This is a genomic window from Paracoccus sulfuroxidans (assembly GCF_007830335.1).
GTDB lineage: Bacteria > Pseudomonadota > Alphaproteobacteria > Rhodobacterales > Rhodobacteraceae > Paracoccus > Paracoccus sulfuroxidans.
In genome coordinates this window covers 126,617-144,211 of record NZ_VLKU01000009.1, presented here as the reverse complement: position 1 = coordinate 144,211, position 17,595 = coordinate 126,617, and the positions used below count along the sequence as shown (strand labels likewise).

General features: G+C 64.7%; 15 protein-coding genes. 3 read left to right on the top strand and 12 right to left on the bottom strand.

Annotated elements, in window-relative coordinates; genetic code table 11:
* Positions 1-15: 15 nt before the first annotated feature.
* From IQ24_RS14950 to ssb, 10 genes are all read right to left on the bottom strand, one after another.
* Positions 16-990, bottom strand: coding sequence for a C-terminal binding protein (locus IQ24_RS14950; RefSeq protein ID WP_145399087.1), 975 nt, complete (start codon positions 988-990; stop codon positions 16-18).
* Positions 991-1,018: 28 nt separating this feature from the next.
* Positions 1,019-1,963, bottom strand: a complete 945-nt coding sequence (locus tag IQ24_RS14945) for a 2-hydroxyacid dehydrogenase (RefSeq protein ID WP_145399086.1) — start codon at positions 1,961-1,963, stop codon at positions 1,019-1,021.
* A gap of 165 nt (positions 1,964-2,128) precedes the next feature.
* Entirely contained in the window at positions 2,129-2,485 is a 357-nt protein-coding gene (locus IQ24_RS14940) for a cupin domain-containing protein (protein ID WP_145399085.1), read from the bottom strand.
* Positions 2,486-2,676: 191 nt separating this feature from the next.
* Positions 2,677-3,354, bottom strand: coding sequence for a GntR family transcriptional regulator (locus tag IQ24_RS14935; protein WP_145399084.1), 678 nt, complete (start codon positions 3,352-3,354; stop codon positions 2,677-2,679).
* Positions 3,355-3,643: 289 nt separating this feature from the next.
* Positions 3,644-4,876 (bottom strand): glycosyltransferase, encoded by a 1,233-nt coding sequence (locus IQ24_RS14930; RefSeq protein ID WP_145399083.1) that lies wholly within the window; start codon positions 4,874-4,876, stop codon positions 3,644-3,646.
* Positions 4,877-5,730: 854 nt separating this feature from the next.
* The gene (gene efeO / locus IQ24_RS14925) at positions 5,731-6,561 is read right to left on the bottom strand and encodes an iron uptake system protein EfeO (protein ID WP_145399082.1); all 831 of its coding nucleotides are present in this window, start codon (positions 6,559-6,561) and stop codon (positions 5,731-5,733) included.
* Positions 6,562-6,602: 41 nt separating this feature from the next.
* Positions 6,603-7,907, bottom strand: coding sequence for an iron uptake transporter deferrochelatase/peroxidase subunit (efeB, locus tag IQ24_RS14920; protein WP_145399081.1), 1,305 nt, complete (start codon positions 7,905-7,907; stop codon positions 6,603-6,605).
* Between the two features lies 1 nt (position 7,908).
* The gene (gene efeO, locus IQ24_RS14915; protein WP_242008215.1) at positions 7,909-9,042 is read right to left on the bottom strand and encodes an iron uptake system protein EfeO; all 1,134 of its coding nucleotides are present in this window, start codon (positions 9,040-9,042) and stop codon (positions 7,909-7,911) included.
* A gap of 40 nt (positions 9,043-9,082) precedes the next feature.
* Positions 9,083-9,934 (bottom strand): iron uptake transporter permease EfeU, encoded by an 852-nt coding sequence (efeU, locus tag IQ24_RS14910; RefSeq protein ID WP_145399079.1) that lies wholly within the window; start codon positions 9,932-9,934, stop codon positions 9,083-9,085.
* Positions 9,935-10,206: 272 nt separating this feature from the next.
* The gene (ssb, locus tag IQ24_RS14905) at positions 10,207-10,725 is read right to left on the bottom strand and encodes a single-stranded DNA-binding protein (protein ID WP_145399078.1); all 519 of its coding nucleotides are present in this window, start codon (positions 10,723-10,725) and stop codon (positions 10,207-10,209) included.
* A 204-nt stretch (positions 10,726-10,929) separates the two neighbouring features.
* Here ssb and IQ24_RS14900 point away from each other — a divergent pair, with 204 nt between their 5' ends.
* Positions 10,930-11,568 carry a lytic transglycosylase domain-containing protein gene (locus tag IQ24_RS14900; RefSeq protein ID WP_145399077.1) on the top strand — a complete coding sequence of 213 codons (639 nt, stop codon included), beginning with the start codon at positions 10,930-10,932 and terminating at the stop codon, positions 11,566-11,568.
* A 77-nt stretch (positions 11,569-11,645) separates the two neighbouring features.
* On the opposite strand, the gene IQ24_RS14895 is transcribed toward IQ24_RS14900, so the two are convergent.
* A complete protein-coding gene (locus IQ24_RS14895) occupies positions 11,646-12,218 on the bottom strand; it encodes a lipid-binding SYLF domain-containing protein (protein WP_145399076.1) in 573 nt (190 codons plus the stop codon).
* 60 nt (positions 12,219-12,278) lie between these two features.
* On the bottom strand, positions 12,279-13,283 hold the full coding sequence (gene hemB / locus IQ24_RS14890) for a porphobilinogen synthase (protein WP_145399075.1): 1,005 nt from the start codon (positions 13,281-13,283) through the stop codon (positions 12,279-12,281).
* Positions 13,284-13,449: 166 nt separating this feature from the next.
* Here hemB and IQ24_RS14885 point away from each other — a divergent pair, with 166 nt between their 5' ends.
* Positions 13,450-14,016, top strand: a complete 567-nt coding sequence (locus IQ24_RS14885) for a hypothetical protein (protein WP_145399074.1) — start codon at positions 13,450-13,452, stop codon at positions 14,014-14,016.
* 46 nt (positions 14,017-14,062) lie between these two features.
* Positions 14,063-17,518, top strand: a complete 3,456-nt coding sequence (gene mfd / locus IQ24_RS14880) for a transcription-repair coupling factor (RefSeq protein WP_145399073.1) — start codon at positions 14,063-14,065, stop codon at positions 17,516-17,518.
* Positions 17,519-17,595 lie beyond the last annotated feature (77 nt).

Below are 17,595 nucleotides of genomic sequence, written 5' to 3'. Positions count from 1 at the left end.
ATGACGGGTCGGCCGTTACCAGGGATTGACCCAGTTCACGGGCTTTTCGCCGGTCAGGATGCGCAGCGCTTCGGCTGTGGCCAGCGACTGGATCTGATGGACGGATTGTTCCGAGTACCAACCCGTATGGTCGCTGACGACGACCTGCGGCATGGCAAAAAGCGGGTTCTCGCGGCCCGGAGGCTCGCTGCGAAAGACATCCAGCCCGGCACCGGCCACCCGGCCCGATTGCAGCGCCTCGATCAGCGCAGCCTCATCAATATGGCTGCCGCGCGCGGTGTTCACGATGACCGCGCCGGGCTTGATCCGCGCCAGTCGATCAGCGTTCAAGGTGGGCGCGCCATCGGCGCTGCCCGGCGCATGCAGTGAAACGATATCCGATTGGGCGACCAATTCGTCGAGCGTTGCCAGACGGACACCGGCTGCCTCGGCCGCTTCGGGCGTCAGCCACGGGTCGTGGACGATCACCTCCGAAACCCCGAAGGCGGCAAAGCGGCGATGCGCGGCGCGGGCAATGCGGCCGTAACCGATCAGCCCCAGCGTCGCACCCGAGATGCGCTGCATGGGCTCGGTCTGCCCGACCTCCCACGCCCCGGCGCGCACGTCGCGATCCCGCGATACGATGCGGCGGCGAACGGCAAGAAACAGGGCCAGCGTGTGGTCCGCGACCTCGATATCGGCGCCATAATCAGGGACGTTGGCGATCATGATGCGCCGTTCGCGCGCCGCCTCAAGGTCGATCTTGTCAAGGCCGACGCCATAGCGGACCAGCCCCTTGAGCTTGGGTGCGGCGTCAAAGACAGAGGCGTCGACCACCGTGTCACGCAGCATGATAAGGTCCGCATCAGCGATCCCCGCATGAAGCTTCGCGCGGTCGCCTTGCCAGTCAAGCGCGGTCACCTGACCGCCGATCGGGCCCAGCACATCACGCTCGACCTGATAATTCGCGTAGCCGGGTTCGACGACGACGATGTTGAATGCTGTGGTCATGCTCTCCTCCCCTCCCTGGACCCGCGCGTCAGTAACCTGACGCCCTGTCGGCCCTTGGCTCGGGGGCAAGCCCCTGCTGCATCCGGTCGATGTTGCCCAGAACCGCCATGGCGGTGACCCAGGGGTTCGGCTCGCTGGCGATATGGGGCGTCAGGCGCACCTTGGAATGGGTCCAGAACGGGTGGTCTTCTGCGGGTGGTTCCTGCGCCAGAACGTCCAGCGTCGCGCCAGACAGATGGCCGCTGTTCAGCGCCGCCAGCAGGGCACCTTCGTCAAGATGATCGCCGCGCCCGATGTTCACCACGGCTGCCCCTTCCGGCAGGGCGGCGAACAGCGCCGCGTCCAGAATGCCGATGGTTTCGGGGGTTTTCGGCAGCATCGAGACAAGGATATCCGTCCCCGCGGCGAAGTCGTGCAGCTGATCGGTGCCATGGAAGCTTTGCGCACCGTCGATGGATTTCGGCGAGCGGCTCCAGACCCGGACCTGATAGCCAAGCGAGACCAGCGCCTCGGCGGCGAAGATGCCCAGAGGCCCGGCCCCCATCAAGCCAATGCTGCGCTGCGCGTTCATCGCGGGACGGACGAATTTCCAGACCTTCTGCGGCTGGCGTTCGGCAAACAGCATCATGTCGCGGTGATGGTGGATCACGGCATGCAGCACATAGTCGCGGTGCTGCTGGCGCGTCGCCTCATGCACCAGTTTGACGACCGGGATGCCTTGCGGAAGCTGATCATCGGCAAAGATGTGATCGACGCCCGCCGCCATCGAGAAGATCGCCTCGAGGTTTGGCAGCGACGCCAGATAGCCCACAGGAGGACGCCAGACCAAGGCCCAAGCGATGGTCGCGGGGTCGAACTCCTCCCCCAGGACATGGATGTCCAAAGTGGGCGCGGCCTTCACAAGCTCGCTGCGCCATTCCTCGGCATTTTCGCCCGTGGCAATGATGAGAAGGGCTTTCTTCTGGTCTGGCATTTCGCCTCACTGAGGGGTTTTCGGGCGTCGCTTTGGGCCGGACGCGCCGTATCGTTGTCGGTTTGCTTGTCCACCGTGCATTCGGCATGCCGGGGCAGTGGGCGGCACCGTGATGCCGCCAGCTGGCGTTTGGGCTGTGGTGGGCGTGTGGTGGCGAGACGCCGGTCAGACGTCTTCGCGAATGACGTAGATCTTCTTGGTGGGGGTGATGACCCGCCAGATATAGCTGTGGCCGGGGCGCATGATGAAACTATCGCCGACGGTGATGCGGCGCGGCTCTTTGCCGTCTTCGATCAGTTCGGATTCGCCCTCGATGATGGTGCAGAATTCCCAGGTTTCCTTGACGACGCGCCATGCGCCGCCCTGAACTTCCCAGATGCCGGTGCTGACCGATCCGTCCGGCGTCACTTCGATTTCCCAGGTCTTGTTGGTGGGCGCACCTTCGACGACGCGGTCGGGCACAGGGGCTCCCGGCTCTGGTGTGCCAAGCTTGGTTACGTCGTAGAAGTACAGGGCGTCCATTGCGCTCTCCGGTTGGGCCCGTGCGAAAGAGGTCCCCTTTCCCGATGGACAGGAAGGGAGGCGGACTCGCAGATCAGTGCGGATGTCCGGACGCGTCAATCGCAGCAAGTTCGTGAATCAGCTTCTAGGTGAACGCTATAACTGCGATCTCAGTTTGTAAACATAAAACTGCGATCACAGATGCAAGACTTTTAGCTGAAATTCTTCGACGCCCGCACCAGGTTCATCCCGTCACGAATATCGGCCTCGACCGCGTCATGAAGGCGCTTGGCATCGCGGTCACGCAGCGCCTGCAGGATGATGGGATGCTTGTCTTCCTCGTGCTGATCGTCGGCGTAAAGCTCAAAAACCAGCCGCATCAGCGGGCCGAACTGCAGCCACAGCGTTTCGATCAGCTGCATCAGCGTGGGGGCGGGAAGGGCACCGTAGAGCTTGAAGTGAAACTCGTGGTTGCCGGACATATAGGAGGCGACATCGCCCGAATCGAGGCCACGGTTCATCCGCTGGTCGATCTCGAACAGGTCCTCGATCAACTCATCAGTGACGGCGGGCAGGGCGCGGACTGCGGCGGCCGGTTCAAGTTGCAGCCGGCTGAACAGCAGATCCTCGAACCGGCGCGGGGTCATGGCGGGGACGATGACGCTGCTTTGCGATTTCACCTCCAGCGCACGTTCGGCGGCAAGGCGCGAGATCGCTTCGCGCACGGGCATCGGGCTGACGCCCAGTTCGCGCGCCAGCGAGCGCGACGACATGACCTGATCCGGTTTGATGGTCCCGGTCACCAGCCGGTCGCGCAGGGTGCGATAGACCATGGTCCTCAGGGGAACGTCGGTGCTTTTGCCTTCGATCTTTGCGTTAGCAATGGTCATGGGTCGTTATGTGCCTGTTCGATGGGTGCCCCCGCGACGCTGCCAACCATGCCCATATCATAGCATTGTGGTCGATGATGTGTCGTCGCCGATCAGCCGGGAAGGAATGCAATTGGGATGCCTTGTCTGATCAGAAGCGCGTTTGCCCTTATCATCGGGCTCCGATCAAGGATGGGCAAGGTCATGTTGGCGAAACGCGAGGTGATAGGCGGATTGAGGCGAGATTGGCCCATGAAAACAGGCGCCGGGGTGGGCCCGACGCCTGCTTGGCAGTGTGAACAGATAGGTCTCAGGATCGGGCCGAGGCCTTTGCCAGCTGTTGGCCCATCCGCGGCACGGCGCGGTTTGCGCGGCGCAGGGCGGGGGTCAGGAAGGGCATCAGATCCTCGGCCTTCTGGACGAAGCTTTCCGCCGGGCGGGTCAGCAGATCGCGCTTCAGCACCGTCAGATCGTCGCGGTTGATCGAGCCCAGAAGCCCGGCCAGCGTGGCACTGTCGGGGCGGGCAATGACATAGCCCAGACGGTCCGAGTCCACCCGGCGGGCGGTCTCCGAGCCCTCGACGGCGATGACCGGGCAACCGTTCCAGCCTGCCTCATAAAGCCGGCTCGGAAGCAGCCAGTCCGAGTTACCGCCCGGCTGCCACATGTCCTGACCCCAGACCAGATCGCAGTCGCGATAGATGCTGCCCAGATCCTCGGGGCAGGCATAGGCACCCGTCCAGTCGACATTGCTGCGCGCCGCGACCTGCTGGGGGAAGTCACGCACCGCGTGTTCGTCCAGATGGCCGGCAAAGCGCAGCTTCAGCCCGCGCCCCATGCGGTCGACGGTTTCCAGCAGCAGATTGACCGAGCGCTGACAGCGGATCGCGCCCACCAGCCCCAGCACCAGCGGTCCTGCGGGCGAGGCGACGTCATCGGCCTCAAGGCGTCCGCCCGGCGCGATGTCATCCAGCCACAGCTTGTTCTCGACCAGAGCGGCGGGGCCGTCATAGCCCTGCACCGGGCGGAAATAGGATTCGGTGAACCCCCGGGACGAGACGACCAGTTGCGCCGCCCGCGCCAGCACGCGACGCTCAGACCAGCGCATGAGGCGGCCCAGGCTGTCGCCCCGCGTCAGCAGGGGGTGAACATCCAGACATTCATAGACCAGCGGAATCTCGCGGCTGACGCCCGCCATCCGGCGTGCCAGATGGGCGACGGCGGCCATGTCCAGATTGCGGGCAATGATGACATCCGCCTGACGCAGCCATTTGCGCCCGCGCAAGGCCTTCGCCACGGTCATCGGCAGGGCGAGGCCACGGCGAAGATAGGCGCCCTGTCGCACCAGCCCCAGGTCGAAATTGCGCCACTCGGGGGTGAAGCCGGGGGTGCTTCCTTCGCGGCGGGGACAGAAGGAGGTTACATCGCATCCGAGCGACAGCAGGGACCGGATTCTGCGGACCTGCGAGGCTTCTGCAAGATCGAAGCCGAACACGGCAACACGAAGCCCACGGAATGCATTGGGGTCTGAGAGCAAGCTCATGATGCGTCCTGTTGACAAGGTTGCGTTTCAGGGCGCGCGCATGCGCCCGACGAGAGGCCGCGACGAAGGGCATCGCGACCGGAAAGGCGGATCGCCGCAGCGCGGCGGAATTGAGGGAATATATTCAACACGGCATTTAACCGGCCGAATTGAATTTGAATTGCGGATCAGGATTAGTTATCGAGATATATTCTAAATCAGATAATAAAAATGCAGCCCTGCATTTGGTTGGGATCGAGAATGATCTGATGTCGGACGGTGAATAAGATAATCCGACTATGGGCCTGCGAGCCATAGCATCAAAACCCTTGCAACAGCGGCTCGGGGAACAACCGCGCCTACACTCGTGATGGGGCCAATTTCGTGCATGAGGGTGGGGAGGGTCAATCAGTCCGACCGGCGGATACTGGTCGTATGGCGTCTTTTCGCCGGGAGGGCCATCTGCCCGCGTTCCCGGGAAATGTGGCACAACCCGGGCGCGACTACGGTTTTCCAGGTGCGTGTGATCGCCGCGATCAAATGGTTATAGTGTTAAGAAATATCGGGAGTTTTGGGGCGCGCTTGCTATGCAGAGGTTGAGTGCTGCGAAAATAGGCAAGGATAATATCGGCAATATCTCGCCGAATACAAAATCGGCTGCGCGGAAAGCGCAAGCATATTGGATTAGGCCATCCGGGTTAGCTTGCCCGCAAAGGGAGAGATGTTTTACGGCTCAGCAATCATGGGTCGAAAATCGATCCGCAAGCTGAATGTCAGCCTACAGGCGTCCGAAAATGCAAGATGTCGAAAAGAGGGTTTGCAGCCATTCTGCAAGGCAGCATCGCGGGGCGGACCCGCGATGCTGAAAGGGTGGATCAGCCGAGGCCCAGCTTGCCGCGCAGGGTCGACAGATCTTCGGCCAGCGTGTTCACCTTGGTCGAAAGCACATTGCGGTCGGCGTCGCTGAGTTCTTCGTAAGAGACGAAGCCGCCCTCGGGCGTGCGGTATTTGCCCAGCACATCGGCCACGTCCTTGAAGTTGCCGTCGACCTTGGTGACGAATTCGGCCTCATTCTCGGCGATCAGCGGACGCAGCAGCTCATAGATCTTCTGCGCGCCGGCGAAGTTCGCGTCGAAATCCCACAGGTCGGTGCGGCTGTAGCGGTCTTCCTCGCCCGAGATCTTGGTGGCCGCGACCTCTTCCATCAGGACCGCCGCGCCGCCGACGACGACTTCGGGCGGGAAGGTCAGATCGGTAATGCGCTGGTTCAGCGTGGTCACATCCGACATCAGGCGGTCGGCATATTCGGCCAGCCCTTCGGTCGAGTTCTTTTCCCACAGCCCGTATTCGATGCGGTGGAAGCCGGTGAAGGCGGGGTCTTCCTCGGCCTTCTCATAATCATCGGCGCGGGCGTCCATCGAGACGTCGAGGTCCGAGAAGAGTTCCGCAATCGGCTCGATCTTTTCATAGCTGGTGCGGGTGGGGGCAAAGAGGCTCTTGGCCTTCTCGACATCGCCCGCCTTGACCGCATCGGTGAAGGCCTTGGTGTCCTCGACCAGTTTGGCGGTGTTTTCAGCCACATAGATCTTGTATTCGGCCAGAGGTGCGACCAGATCCAGCGACGGGTCGGCCGCGAATGCGCCGCCCGCTGTCCCTGACGCCAGCACGATTGCCAGGGCTGAGCTTCTTAGAAAGTTTCCGACCATGTTCACGCTCCGTTGTGTTGGTCCGGGGGGCTGGCTTGGCGTCAGAGGCGCCTGGCTGCGGTAATGAGGCTGGAGCCAAGGTAGTCCGCATCGTCGCGGACACCGGGCAGGGCGAAGAAATACCCACCGCCGACGGGCTTGATATATTCCTCCAGCGGCTCGCCGTTCAGGCGGTTCTGGACCTCGATGAAGCCCTGCTGCAGATCGGCCTGATAGCTGATGAACAAAAGCCCCTGATCCAGCTGGCCGGATTTCGTGACGCCGCGCGAATAGTTGAAGGGGCGGCGCAGCATCAGGTTGCGGTCGCTGTCGGGCGTGCGTGGATTGGCCAGCCGGATATGGGCATCCATCGGGGTCAGCTTGCCCTCGGCATCGGCGCTGTAATCGGGCAGGGCCTGCTCGGTCGCGTCCTGCGGCGCGTCCAGGGGGGCGCCGCTCATCTTGCGGCGACCGAAGATACGCTCCTGTTCGCCCAAGGGGGTGCGGTCCCAGCGTTCGACGAAATTGCGGATGATGCGCACGGCCTGATAGGTGCCGCCCTGCGCCCATTCCGGCTCGTCCGGGCCTGCGACCCAGACGACCTTGTCCATCAGCGGCGCATCGGTCGAATCGGGATTGGCCGAGCCATCGCGGAAGCCCAGGAAGTTCCGCGCGCTTGGGGTCGAGCCATCGGGCGCGGGCAGAACCGGGGGTACGCTGCCCTCATACATCCAGCGTACGACCAGAAACTCCGAGAGGTTCTTCACGATGTCGCGCATCGCGTGCATGTTCGTGTCCGACAGGTTCGCGCAGAACTGGATCGTCATGTCGCCGTGGCAGATGCTGGTTTCCAGCGCGTCATTCGGGAACTGGACCATGCGCTGCAAATGCAGGGGCCGCAGTGGCGTCAGCCAGTCGAAACGCTCGAAGACGGAATCGCCAAGCGCCACGGTGATCGTCTGGGCATCAGGCGCGACCATCGGCCCCAAGAGCCCTGAGTCCGGCGGCGGCAGTTTCGGATCGCGCTCGGGGACGAGGCCGCCCTGGGTCAGAAAGCGCGCGCGCTCGGTCAGCTGGCGCAGCATCTCCTCGAATTCATCGGGTGAACTGACGACGATGTCGAAAGAGGCGACCAACCCGCTGGCGGGGCGGGGGGTGGTGATGCCCGCCTGATGGGGACCGTGGAAATCGACCCGCTGCTTGGCGGTGTCGGCGTGACCGACCGGGGCTTCCTGCACGTTATGGGGGGCCTGCTGCGCCGGGGTTTCGGCACCGGCGCGACCGGCGGCAAGGACGCCCATCGCGCCTGCCCCCAGACCCTTCAGAAGGTTGCGGCGATCCGTGCGGGGGGCTTTGATGCGCTCCATCCTAGTTCATCCCGATCAGAGGTTGCATCCGCCCAAGCGCCGCCGAGAGCCGGGTCAGCCCTTCGGTCAGCGCCGTTTTCTGGGCGTCAGAGACTTGGTCATAGGGCGGATATCCCTCGGGGCCTTTCAGCCCGGCCAGCTGGGCGCGCAAATCGTCCAGGTCCTTGCCGATTTCCTGCTCAAGCGCGGGGTCGACCGGGGCCAGCACGCCGCGTAGCAGATCGGTCAGCTTGCCGATGCCGTCAAGGCTGGCTTCCAGTTCATAGAGGTCATTTCGCGCATAGGCGTTTTCGCCCTGCGGGATCTGGCCCTCGGCGATCTGGGTGGCCATATCGCCGGGCAGGCTGGCCAGCAGGGCCGGGTCCAGCGGCATGGCTTTCAGGCGGTCCTGCAGCAGCGTCAGATCGGCCACCAGCCGGTCGGCGACCGGGGCAAGGCCGTCGAGGCTGTTCTGGTCGAACAGCCCGTATTCGATGCGGTGATAGCCGATGAAGGCGGGGTCGGCCTCGCGCCCTTCCAGATAGGCGGCGCGGGGGTCGATGTTGTTTTCGATGTCCGAGATGCGATATGCCAGCGGCTCGATCCGGCGATAGGGCAGGCGTGCCGCGATCCAGGCCGCGCGCGCCTCATCCAGATTGCCGGAGGCGATGGCGCCCTGCAACGCCTCGGCCGCCGTCAGCGCGGCCTTGCCCTGCAGGATCAGATAGACCCGGTATTCCGACAGTGGGCCCAGGAACTTGCGCAGGGTCACTTCGCTGGCCTCAGCCGCCGCCTCGTCCGAGGCGGTGACGGTCAGCGTGCCGCGCGGGTTCGACAGCAAGCCGCAGGTCATCTGATATTCGCCCGGCTGCAGCTGTGCGGCCAGCGTCACGCGAAAGCCGGGGGCGATGTTTTCCCGCTCGGCCACGACCAGCACGCCGTTCAGAATCTCCCACTCGATGGGGCGGTCCGAGTTGTTGACGATCTCGAAACTGCGGCGTCCGCCGGGGACGGTGATCTCATTGGGCTCGCAGGCGGTGGCCGAGATGCTGACGGTCCGGTCGCTGGTCTGGCCCTGCGTGGCCTGCTGGTTCTGGCGCGTGGCGGCATAGAAGGTGCCAAGCCCCGCCACGGCCAGCGCGGCGGCCGCGATCATGGCGATTTTCATGCCGCGGGCGGGAGGATTGGGCTGGCTGTCAGGCATCAGAGCGGCTTTCGGCAGGGCGCAGGGCAGGGGCGGGCGACATCGGCCGCAGGAAAAGGTAAAGCGTGACCGTCAGGAACAGCACATAGGCGAGGACCTCGCCCAGCGTCGGCGCATCGCGGTAGCCCAGAAGCCCCGACAGGACAGTGCCCAACGGGCTGGATTCGGGCAGCACATGGCTGAAATCATAGACGACGGTTTGCAGGTGGTTCCAAAGCCCCGCCTCGTGCAGCGCCTTGACCGAGCCTGCCAGCAGGCCCGCCGCGACGAACAGGATGAAAACCCCCGTCCAGCGGAAGAAGCGCGCCAGGTTCAGCCGCAGGGCACCGGCATAGATCGCCCAGCCCGCCCCGGCCGAGACCAGCACGCCCAGAAGCGCACCGAAGGGACCGGCGGGGTCGCGGCTTTGCTGAAAGACCGCGAGCAGGAAGAAGATCGATTCCAACGCCTCGCGTGCGACGGCAAAGAAGACCATGCAGATCAGCCCGTAGGTCGCGGCCCGGCCACCGCTGGCGGCCAGCGCGTGGTCGATGGAGCTGTAAAGCTCATGCTTCAATGAGCGTGCGACGCGGCGCATCCAGAAGACCATGGCCAGCAGCACGCAGACGGCGAAGATGCCGATGGTCGCCTCGAAAAGCTCCTGCGCTTTTTGCGGAAAGCTGGCGCTGACGAATTGCAGCGCTGCCCCCACGAACAGCGCCAGCGCGATGGCGAGGAAGATCCCCGTCCAGACCGCAGGCAGCCAGGCGCTGCGGCCGGTCTGGCGCAGATAACCCGCGATGATGCCGACAATCAGAGCCGCCTCCAGCCCCTCTCGCAGCATGATCAGGAAAGGTGCAAGCACGCGTAACCTCCTGTTTTCCTTGACGTGGTGCGGGTCTCGGAACGCTGGATGGCCCATAGCGTCGGGGGCGCTGCATCACTGCATATTCAGCGGTCGGGGCTGGCTCGACCGTTCGCGCAAGAAAACAGCACACGCAGGAACTGTCAATCCTGATGGAAAGGATAGGCTTTGGGCGTGCGGGGTGCTGCCAGCACTTCCCCTGCGGCAGGCGCGGGCCCAAAAAGAAAGCCCCGGCGAACCGGGGCTGTTCTGCATTCGGAAGGTCGTCCGGCCTAGAACGGGATCTCGTCGTCGAAATCCGGGCGTCCGCCGCCCTGGTTGCTGTTGCCGCCGCCATAGCTGCCGCCCGAGCCGCCCGAGGGCGAACCGCCGCCGCCATAGCTGCCGCCACCATAGCCGTCATCGCCGCCGCGACCGCCACCGGCACCGCCGCCCGGACCGCGACCGTCAAGCATGTGCAACTCGCTGCGGAAGGGGCGCAGCGCCACCTCGGTCGAGTAGCGGTCGTTGCCCTGCTGGTCCTGCCATTTGCGGGTCTCCAGCTGGCCCTCGACATAGACTTTCGAGCCCTTCTTCAGAAACTGCTCGGCCACACGCACCAGCGGCTCGGAGTAGATGGCCACGGTGTGCCATTCGGTGCGCTCCTTGCGCTCGCCGGTGTTGCGGTCCTTCCAGGTCTCGCTGGTGGCGATCCGCAGGTTGGCGATCTTGCCGCCATTCTGGAAGCTGCGGATTTCCGGGTCTTGGCCCAAATTGCCGACCAGGATTACCTTGTTCACGCTGCCTGCCATCTCGCGGCTCCTTGCATATTGTCAATCATGCGCTGGTCTATCCCGGCAGGTCGGGTTGCGGCAAGTCCCGACTGCATGCCCGGGGGCTCGGCGATTATTTGCCTGTACAGATGAGTTAAGGAAGGGTTAAACCGGCAGCATATAGCGGATTGCGCAAAATCGGGTATATTCGCCAACAAAAAATGACGGCATGAGGGGCAACCAATGCTTTCACGCAATCAGGCCATGTGGCGCGGGCTGGCACGTGCCGCGGCGACGCTGACGCTGACCTTCGGGTTGGCGATCCCCGCCATGGCCGAAGGCCTGCGGATCACCACCGGAAAATCGCGCAGCGCCCAGTTCGAGCGGCAGACCCGGCTGATGGATTCCCGCCTTGCCGGTCAGTACCAGCGCTCGACCCGGTTGCGGCCCGACGCAGGGTCGCGGACCATCGACATGACGGCGGTCTCGACCCGCATCCCGGCCTATCGCGGCAACCAGCGCAGCCAGTATCTGCCGCATGCCCGCGCGATGGCGCGCAAGCATGGCGTACCCGAGGATCTGTTCCTGCGTCTGGTCCAGCAGGAATCGGGCTGGAACCCGCAGGCACGTTCGCACAAGGGGGCGCATGGGCTGGCGCAGCTGATGCCGGGAACGGCGGCCAAGCTGGGCGTCGATCCGCGTGACCCGATCCAGAACCTTGACGGCGGCGCGCGCTATCTGCGGATGATGTACAACACTTTCGGAAGCTGGCAGCTGGCCCTTGCGGCCTATAACGCCGGGCCGGGCGCGGTCGCGAAATACGGCGGCGTGCCGCCTTACCGCGAAACCCGCAACTATGTCCGGATCATCCACGGCGGCTGATCCGGCGGTGCGAAAGCTTCCATGAAAAAGCGGCGGTCGGGGTCCACCCGCCGCCGCTTTTCGTTGGGATCGCCGCCTCAGAAGGTCGAGGGGATCACGCGGGTGTATTTGGTGCCCTCGATCGAGGCACCCGCCATCAGACCCGACTGGCCAAAGATCATGGCGACGACCGGCTGCTGCGAGGTGATCGTGTCGGTGCCCATCGAGACGCCGCGGTCGGGCAGGGCGTAGAACGCGCCCGCTCCGGCGACCCAGCCGGGATTGCGACGGAAATCGGCCAGCGCCTGCTCGGTCTGGAAGATCAGCACATGCGCATATTGCTGCGCGCCGATCTGGAAGCCCACGGTCGCCCGCGTCGCCGAGTAATAGTCGACGGTCACATTGTTGATGCGCAGCGCGCCCTGACCGTAAGCCCCGCCGATGCCGAAGCCCGCCTCGGTCATCAGCGGCATGTAAAGGACACCCTTCGCATTCTGCACCATAGGGGCCGCGCCGGGATAGTTCTGGATCAGGAAGTTCTGGGTCGTATCGACCCGCGCATCCAGCCGCGCGCCCGCATTCTCACCCACGGCATTCGAGCAGGCGGCCACGAGAAGCCCCCCTCCGCCCGCAAGCAGCGTCCGGCGGCTGATCGCTTTCGAATTCATCATCTGTCGCCTCATTCTTGTATCGGCGGTTGCTCCGCCTATTTGACCGGAATGATAGGGGCTTTACCCCTTCTGCGCCAGCGTTTCAGCCAGATAGGGCGCGTAATAGGTCAGAACGCCGTCGCAACCGGCGCGACGGAAGGCCAGCAGGCTTTCGGCTACGACATCGCGCGACAGCCAGCCATTGCGGATCGCGCCTTCCAGCATCGCGTATTCGCCCGACACCTGATAGGCATAGGTCGGCGCACCGAAACGGTCCTTCACCTCGCGGCAGATGTCCAGATAGGGCATGCCGGGTTTGACCATGACCATATCCGCGCCCTCGGCCAGATCGCGGGCGACGCAGCGCAGCGCTTCTTCACGGTTGGAGGGGTTGACCTGATAGGTCTTCTTGTCGCCGACCAGCCGCCCGGATGCGCCCACGGCATCGCGGAAGGGGCCGTAAAAGCCGCTGGCGAATTTCGCCGCATAAGAGAGGATCGCGACATCGGTGTGGCCCGCCGCCTCAAGGGCTGTGCGCATCGCGCCGATCCGCCCGTCCATCATGTCCGAAGGGCCCAGCAGGTCCGCGCCGGATTCGGCCTGGACCAGCGCCATCTTGACCAGCGCCTCGACCGTCTCGTCATTGACGATGACGCCGTCGCGGACGATGCCGTCATGGCCGTTGGCGTTATAGGGATCCAGCGCGATATCGGTCATCACCACCAGCTCGGGTGCGACCTCCTTGATGGCGCGGATGGCGCGGTTGCCGATGTTGTCGGGGTCCCAGGCGCGCTCGCAGGTCTCGGTCTTCTGGTCGGGGTCGGAATGCGGAAAGACGCAGATCGAGGGGATGCCCATCCGCGCCGCATATTCCGCCGCGCGCTTGGCGCCGTCCAGCGTCAGCCGCTCGACGCCCGGCATCGAGGCGATCTCACCCTCGCCGCCCGCGATCTCGGTCACGAAGATCGGCCAGATCAGGTTCGAGACCCCTAGCGACACCTCGGTCGTCAGGGCGCGCATCGCCGCGGATTTGCGCAGGCGGCGCAGACGGGCGGCGGGATAGGGGGCAAGAATGGGGTTGGACATGGCGAGGCCTTGCTCTGTGGGACGCGAGGGGCGGAAAATCTGGCGCAACCTGCACCCGAGGCGTCCGTGATGCAAGCCCACCGCCGGGCGCGGGGTGAAATTGGCCGTTTCCCTTTGTCTGCCCGCAGGATAGTCTGCGGGCCGGACTGGTTTCACGGAATGATGTGTGCGCGGATTGGACGGTATCCTGGCCTTGCTTGACAGCCGCTCATTCGGCTCGATCTGGTTCTGGATCCTGCTGACCGCTGCCTGGACGTTGGTGGGCCGCCGCGTGCTGGGCGTGCCCGTCGACGTGCTGCAGCGCGTTCCCCCCGAACCCGGCCCCGAGGATGATCTGGACGCGCTGGTGCTGCTGGACTGGTTGTCGCTGTCGCTGCCGCGCTGGCAGATCCAGACCACCGAGGCGCTGCTGATCACCGGCGCGGTGACCTTCCTGTTTTCGGCCCTGCTGATCCTGGGCTTCGGCTATGGGCTGGAGATGGCGCAGGCACTGTGCCTGTTGGGGCTGCCGTTCCTTCTGCTGCTTTGGCTGAACTATCGGCTGGCGCGACGGCTGGGCACGGTGCTGGAAGGGGCGCGGACCCGGCAGATCAGCCCCAACACTGCCGCAATCCGGGCCGCCGGGATGATGCGCAGGCACCGCTGGCTGGTCTTCGGCCTTTCGGTGGTGGCGGTCGCGGCCACCGCATTCCTGGGCGCACTGTGGGCAGTGCGTCATCCTTTCGGTTTCTGATGGCTGCGGGGTTGACTCTGCCCCGCCCCCGTTTAGGTCCCTTTCCATGGCCGATCACCTGATCCTATCCGGAGCGCCCGAGGGCCTTGACGCCGCGCTGGTCGCGCGCGAACTGGCCCGTGGCAACCCCGTCATCCACATCGCCCGCGACGACCGCCGCATGGCGGCGATGCGCGCGGCGCTGGAGTTCTTCGCCCCCACAGCCGCGATCCTTGAGTTTCCGGCCTGGGACACGACGCCCTATGACCGCGTCTCGCCCGCGCCTGCGATCATGGCGGCGCGCATGGCGGTGCTGACGGCGCTGGCCAGCGGCTCGATCAAGGGGCCGTTCGTCCTGCTGACGACGCTCAACGCCGTCATGCAACGCGTCCCGGCACGCGAGGTCGTGCGCGAGGCGGGTTTCTCGGCCCGGGTGGGCGACCGGCTGGACGAAACCGGCCTGCGCGCCTTTCTGGCGCGAATGGGCTTCACGCAGGCCCCGACCGTCACCGAGCCCGGCGATTTCGCCGTCCGGGGCGGCATCATCGACATCTATCCACCGGGCGATACCGGCCCCGTCCGTCTGGACCTGTTTGGAGACGTGCTGGACGGCGCGCGCCGCTTTGACGTGGAAACGCAGCGCTCCTCGGAAAAGCTGGACCGGCTGGATCTGGCGCCGATGTCCGAGGTCATCCTGAACGAAGAGGCGATCACCCGCTTCCGCCAGAACTACCGCGCCGAGTATGGCGGCGGGGCGAATGATCCGCTTTACGAAGGCATCAGCGCGGGGCGCAAGATGTCGGGCATGGAGCACTGGCTGCCCTGGTTCCATGAGCGGCTGGAAAGCCTTTTCGACTATCTGCCGCAGGCCTCGGTGGTGCTGGACGATCATATGGATCAGGTGCGCGATGCGCGCTGGCACACCATCTCGGAACAGTTCGACGCCCGGCGCGAGGCTTTGGCGCGGCGCGGCGGCACGGACACCGTCTATCGCCCGGTCGCGCCGACGCTGATGTTCCCCGATGAGGCCGAGTGGAAGGCCTGGCTTTCGGCCCTGCGCGTCTTGCGGCTTTCGGTGCTCTACCAGCCTCCGGGGCCGGGCGTGCTGGATGCGGGCGGTCGCATCGGGCGCAATTTCGCCCCCGAGCGGCAGGCCGAGAAAAGCGACCTGTTCGGCACCTTGGCCGATTACGTGCGCGAGCTGCAGCGCAGCCGCCGCGTCGTCATCGCCTGCTTCTCGGAAGGGGCGCGCGAGCGTCTGACTGGGCTCATGTCGGATGAGGGGCTGACGGGCGCAAAGCCGATTGCCGCCCTGCGCGATCTGCCCGACAGCACGGGCGCGCTGGGCATTGCCGTCTGGCCGCTGGAGGAAGGCTTCCTCTCGGACGGGCAGGCGACCGGGCCGTTGGCGGTGATCTCGGAACAGGATGTGCTGGGCGACCGGCTGATCCGAGGCGCGCGGAAGAAGCGCCGGGCCGAGAACTTCCTACGCGACACGCAAAGCCTGACCCCCGGCGATCTGGTGGTCCATGTCGAACACGGGATCGGGCGCTACACGGGGCTTGAAACCGTGCAGGCGCTGGGCGTGCCGCATGACTGCGTGGCGCTGGAATATGCAGGCGGCGACCGGCTGTTTCTTCCGGTCGAGAATATCGAACTGCTCAGCCGCTATGGCCATGAAGAGGGGCTTCTGGACAAGCTGGGCGGCGGCGCCTGGCAGGCCCGCAAGGCCCGCCTGAAAGAGCGCATCAAGCAGATCGCCGACCGGCTGATGCGCGTTGCGGCCGAGCGGCTGCTGCGTCCGGCCCCCGTGCTGGAACCCGAGCGGCATGAGATGGAAAGCTTCGCCGCGCGCTTCCCCTATACCGAGACCGAAGATCAGGCGAGCGCCATCGACGATGTCGGCAGCGATCTGGCCGCCGGTCGGCCGATGGACCGGTTGGTGATCGGCGACGTGGGCTTCGGCAAGACCGAGGTCGCCATGCGCGCGGCCTTCATCGCTGCAAGTCAGGGCATGCAGGTGGCCGTGGTCGCGCCGACGACGCTTCTGGCGCGCCAGCATTTCCGCACTTTTGCCGAGCGTTTCCGCGGTTCGGCCATCACCGTGCGGCCGCTGTCGCGCTTTGTCTCGGCCAAGGACGCCAGCCTGACGCGGCAAGGGCTGGCGGACGGGACCGTCGACATCGTGGTCGGCACGCATGCGGTCCTCTCCAAACAGGTGCGGTTCAAGCATCTGGGCCTGCTGATCGTCGATGAAGAGCAGCATTTCGGCGTCGGCCATAAAGAGCGCCTGAAGGAGCTGCGCAGCGACATCCATGTGCTGACCCTGACCGCGACCCCCATTCCCCGGACGCTGCAGCTGTCGCTGACCGGGGTGCGGGATCTGTCGATCATCGGCACACCGCCGGTCGACCGTCTGGCGATCCGCACCTATGTCAGCGAGTTCGACAGCGTCACCATCCGCGAGGCGCTGCTGCGCGAGAAATATCGCGGCGGCCAAAGCTTCTTCGTCGTCCCGCGCTTGTCGGACCTGCCCGATGTCGAGCATTGGCTTCAGGAAAATGTCCCTGAAATCAGCTATATCGTTGCGCATGGTCAGCTTGCCGCTGGCGATCTGGACCAGCGGATGAACGCGTTCTATGACGGCAGTCATGATGTGCTGCTGGCGACCAGCATCGTGGAATCGGGGCTGGATATCCCGACGGCCAATACCATGATCGTCTGGCGCGCCGACATGTTCGGTCTGGCGCAGCTTTACCAGATCCGGGGCCGCGTCGGACGCTCGAAGGCGCGGGCCTATTGCTATCTGACGACGAAACCGCGCGTGCCGCTGACGCCTCAGGCGATGCGGCGGCTGAAGTTCCTGGGCTCGATCGACAGTCTGGGGGCCGGGTTCAATCTGGCCTCGCAAGACCTCGACCTGCGCGGCGCGGGCAACCTTCTGGGCGAAGAGCAATCGGGCCATATCAAGGAAGTGGGCTTCGAACTTTACCAGCAGATGCTGGAGGAAACGATTGCCAAGTTGAAATCCGGCGAGATTGAGGGCACGCCCGATGACGACTGGGCGCCGCAGCTGAACCTGGGCGTGCCGGTCACCATTCCGGAAAGCTATATCCCCGATCTGGACGTGCGGCTTGGGCTTTACCGCAGGCTTTCGGGCCTGACGACCAAGGTCGAACTGGAGGGTTTTGCGGCCGAGCTGATCGACCGTTTCGGCACGCTGCCGCGCGAGGTGAACACGCTACTGCTGGTCATCCGCATCAAGGCGATGGCAAAGCGCGCGAATATCGCCAAGCTCGATGCCGGGCCGAAGGGTGCGACCGTCCAGTTCCATATGGACAAGTTCCCCAATCCCGCCGGTCTGGTCGAGTTCCTGAACGACCAGCGGGGCCTTGCCAAGGTGCAGGACAACAAGATCCTGATCCGCCGCGACTGGAACAGCGACGCCGACCGCATCAAGGGGGCCTTCGCCATCGCCCGCGATCTGGCCGCCAAGGTCAAGGAAGGCAAAGCCAAGGGCTGACGGTTGCCAGACACAAATGGCCCGAGCAACGAAACGGCCACCACCCCAAATGAAAAGGGGCAGCGCGAACCCGCGCT